The sequence below is a fragment of the Mitsuaria sp. TWR114 genome, assembly GCF_007997345.1.
This window is the reverse complement of record NZ_VOSR01000772.1, coordinates 1-3,814: the sequence shown is the minus strand read 5'-3', so window position 1 is coordinate 3,814 and position 3,814 is coordinate 1. Positions and strand designations below refer to the sequence as shown.

Annotated in this window: 4 protein-coding genes; all 4 read right to left on the bottom strand. The window is 71.2% G+C overall.

Going from position 1 to position 3,814, the window contains the following annotated elements; all coding sequences use genetic code 11:
• Positions 1-177: 177 nt before the first annotated feature.
• Positions 178-1,230, bottom strand: coding sequence for an SPFH domain-containing protein (locus FUT87_RS23975; protein ID WP_091733659.1), 1,053 nt, complete (start codon positions 1,228-1,230; stop codon positions 178-180).
• Positions 1,231-1,349: 119 nt separating this feature from the next.
• Positions 1,350-2,042 (bottom strand): hypothetical protein, encoded by a 693-nt coding sequence (locus FUT87_RS23970; protein WP_147242615.1) that lies wholly within the window; start codon positions 2,040-2,042, stop codon positions 1,350-1,352.
• A complete protein-coding gene (locus FUT87_RS23965) occupies positions 2,039-3,469 on the bottom strand; it encodes an aspartate aminotransferase family protein (protein ID WP_255511997.1) in 1,431 nt (476 codons plus the stop codon). The genes FUT87_RS23970 and FUT87_RS23965 overlap by 4 nt, the downstream gene beginning before the upstream one ends.
• Before the next feature lie 146 nt (positions 3,470-3,615).
• Positions 3,616-3,814, bottom strand: a 199-nt coding sequence (locus FUT87_RS29310) for a class II aldolase/adducin family protein (RefSeq protein WP_222617261.1), incomplete at its 5' end; no start/stop codon positions are given.

Genomic DNA, 3,814 nt, shown 5'->3' with positions numbered 1-3,814 from the left:
GGCGCAGCGCGTCGCCCTCACGCAGCAGCGTGGAGCGGCAATAGCTGCAGACGGCGCTGGCCGACGCGGCCGAGGCGAACTCGACCGGCGCGCCGCAATGGGGGCACTGCGCCTGCCAGCGGCGCTGGGGGGAAGCGGTAGCCAATCAGGACCCGGGGCGGAGCACGCCTGGCGGCGTCAGCTGAGCTTCTTCAGCAACTCGGCCTTCTTGGCCGCGAATTCCTCGTCGGTGAGGATGCCCTTGGCCTTGAGGTCGCCGAGCTTCTCGAGCAGCAGCAGGACCTCGTCGGCGCCCTGGCTGACCGGTTGCGGCTGGACCGGCGCGGCCGGCTGGGCACCCTGATTGGCGCCGGTCAGACCCTGCTGCAGCTGTTGCGCCATGGTCTGGCCCAGCGCCAGGCCGGCGCCCAGTCCCATCGCGTCGCCGGCCACGCCACCGCCGCCCGAGCCCACGCCCTCGGCGAGCTTGGGGATGGCCTGCGCGGTCTGGTACTGCATGAACTGGCCCATGTTCTGGCCGATCATGCCCATGCCGATCTTCTGGTCGAGGATCTTCTGCAGTTCCTCGGGCAGCGAGACGTTCTGCAGCGTGACCATCTCGAGCTTGAGGCCCAGCGCGTCGAAGGCCGGCTGGGTGGCTTCCTGCAGCGCCTTGGCGAACTCGACCTGGTTGGCCGCCAGGTCAAGGAACGGGATGCCGGACTGGGCGACCGCGTCGGAGATGTGCTGCAGCATCAGGCCGCGGAGCTGGCCGTCGAGCTCGGTGACGGTGTAGCGCTCGCGGGTGCCGGAGATCTCGGTGTGGAACTTCTTCGGGTCGACGACGCGGTAGCTGTAGTTGCCGAAGGCGCGCAGGCGCACCGCGCCGAAGTCCTTGTCGCGGATGGTGACGGGCTGCGTCGTGCCCCAGCGCTGGTCCACCTGCTGGCGGGTGGAGAAGAAGTAGACGTCGCTCTTGAAGGGGGACTCGAACAGCTTGTCCCAGTTCTTGAGGTAGGTGAGGACCGGCAGCGTCTGCGTGGTCAGCTTGTACATGCCGGGGCCGAAGACGTCGGCCACCTTGCCTTCGTTGACGAAGACGGCCATCTGCGATTCGCGCACGGTGAGAGAGGCGCCGTACTGGATCTCGAAGTCCTGCATCGGGAACCGGTAGGCCAGGACGCCGTTGTCGTCCTCGGTCCACTGGATGATGTCAATGAACTGTTTCTTGATGAAATCCATCAGGCCCATGGCGCAGCTCCACAAAAAGATGCGATCCAAACCGACCGCCGCGGGCGAGTATCCCTCAGCGAGGCGACGACCTTGGTCACCCCGAGGGGGGAGATTCCATAGCCTCGTCCGCACCCCCGTCAGTACCCCCGCGTCTCCGCCGGCCAGCGGCCCTGGCGCACCTGCTCGCGGGCCTGGGCCTGTTCCTTCCTCAATCGGCCGTTGGCGATGTGGCGCACCAGCCAGGGCAGGAGGCTCACCGCCGCGCCGCCGGCCACCGCCGGCACCCAGGCCTTCGCACATTTCTCGAAGAGCTCCGCATTGAGCGCCAGCCGCGACGGCGTCATACCCAGCACGATCAGCCGACCCGCATGCAGGGTGACGTTGCCGCCCTTGGACAGCGCCTGCGGCAATCGCGCCAGCGCCTCGGTCGGCCGGCCCATGTGGCCGAGCTGGCGGATCTGCTCGTCGAAGACCGCCGGCATCCAACCGCCGAAGGCCTGCAGCTGGCGACCGAAGGCGCCGCCGCCGATCAGCACCGCGCAGACGTCCTGCCGCGCGGCGTAGACGGCGCGGTGCAGCGCGATCGCGGGCAGGTGGCCGTCCACGCGGCCCGGGCCGTCCGCGCCGCCCGCGCCCTCCTTGCGGGCGCCGGTCGCCGGCGCCAGGGCCTCGACCAGCGCGAGCGCATCCTCCGCCGTCCCCCACGCCATCGCCCCGCTGGCGGGATCGCGCAGCGACAGGCTGTCCACGGCGCCCGGCATCAGCCCCCGCGCCAGCAGCCGCCGCCGCAGCCCGAGCCAGGTATCGCGCAGCAGGTGCTCTTCGCTCATGTCAGCGCCATCACGTCGTCGAAGCGGTTGAGCGCGTCGTCGATCACCGCGTCGGTGTCGGCCAGGCTGGTGTACAGCCGGCTGCCCGCCACCGAGATCAGGCCGTGCGCGGTGAAAGCCGCGCCCATCTCTTCCATCATGTGCTTGCGCCGCCGCGCCTCGTCCTTCAGACGGAACAGCTTCCACAGGCTGCTGGTGTCGAGCAGCAGCACGCCGGAGGTCTGCAGGTGGACGATGGAGCCGATGTTGTAGGCGACGTAGGGCAGGCCGCGGCGCTCGATGATCTCCTCCAGCCCGCGGCGCAGGCGATCGCCGGCACGGGCCGCCACGCCGGGGGCGTTGGTCCGCTCGGCCTCGAGCAGCGCGTGGTAACCCGCCACGCAGCTGAGCGGATTGGCCGACAGCGTCCCCCCGACGAAGGCCCGCCGCGAGGTGGTGCCGATCCCGCCGACGAGCGACATCATGATCTCCCGCTTCCCCCCGATCGCCCCCGCCATCGGGTAGCCGCCGGCCAGGCACTTGCCCAGCACCGTCAGGTCGGGTGTCACGCCGAAGTAGGCCTGCGCGCCGCCCAGGCCGGCGCGGAAGCCGGTCACCACCTCGTCGAAGATGAGCAGCGCGCCGAACTCGTCGCAGAGCGCGCGCACCTGGGCGTTGAACTCGCGATGCACCGGCCGCGTGCCGCTCTCCGGGCCGAAGGGCTCCAGCAGCACCGCCGCCGTGCCGCCGCGCAGGCGGTTCCAGCGCAGCAGCCGGCGCAGCGCCTCGGGATCGTTGGGCAGGCATTCCTGCGTGTGCGCCGTCGCGCCGCGGGGAATGCCGGTGGCCTCCATGCGGCCGGTCTTGGGCAGGCGCATGCCGTAGACCAGCTGGTCGCTCCAGCCGTGGTACGCGCCGCCGATCTTGATGACCCGCTGGCGCCGGGTGAAGGTGCGGGCCAGCCGCACCGCGCCCATCACCGCCTCGGTGCCCGAGCCCAGCATGCGCAGCATCTCCACGCCCGGCATGTGGCGGCAGACGCGCTCGGCCAGCTCGACCTCGTAGGCATGCAGCAGGCCGGTGACCGGGCCGCAGTCGTCGAGCAGCGCCTGCACCGCCTCGCGCACCGCCGGCGGATTGCTGCCCAGCAGCGTCGGACCGCCGGCCTGCAGGAAGTCGATGTAGCGGTTGCCGTCGACGTCGGTGAGGTGGGCGCCGCGGGCCTGCGCGATCGCCAGCGGGAAGGGATGGTTGAAGGCGAGGTTGTGCTGGACGCCGCCCGGGATGACGGTGGCGGCGCGCTCGGCCAGGCGCTTGGAGCCGGCGCAGTGCTCGTCGAACCAGCGCAGCACCTTGGGCATCGCGTCCGGACGGATCGGGCGCATCGGCTGGTTGACCAGCGCGGCGAAGCGCTCGTAGAGCGCGTGCGTGTCGGGCCAGGTGGGCACGGCGGGCAGGTCCGCGTCGGCGGTCTCTCGCGCGGGACCGTCCGTCGCGAACGACGGCGTGGCTGACGGCGATGCGGGCGACGACGACGCGGACGCCGAGGGAGACGGAGAAGGCGGGGATGACGAGGAAGAGGCGAGCGAAGACATCACGGTCCCTTGAGATGAAGCAGCAGGTCGCGCACCGGGGCGAGGCGATCCCGGAGATCGGGCGCGCGGCGGACGCGCTCGTCGATGCGCGCGGCGAGGCGGTCACGGGCGAGGTCCTCCAGGCGCTCGACGGCCGCCATCGCCGTGTCGCTGTCCGCGGCGCAGCACAGGATGCCGTGGTTGCGCAGCAGGTAGGCC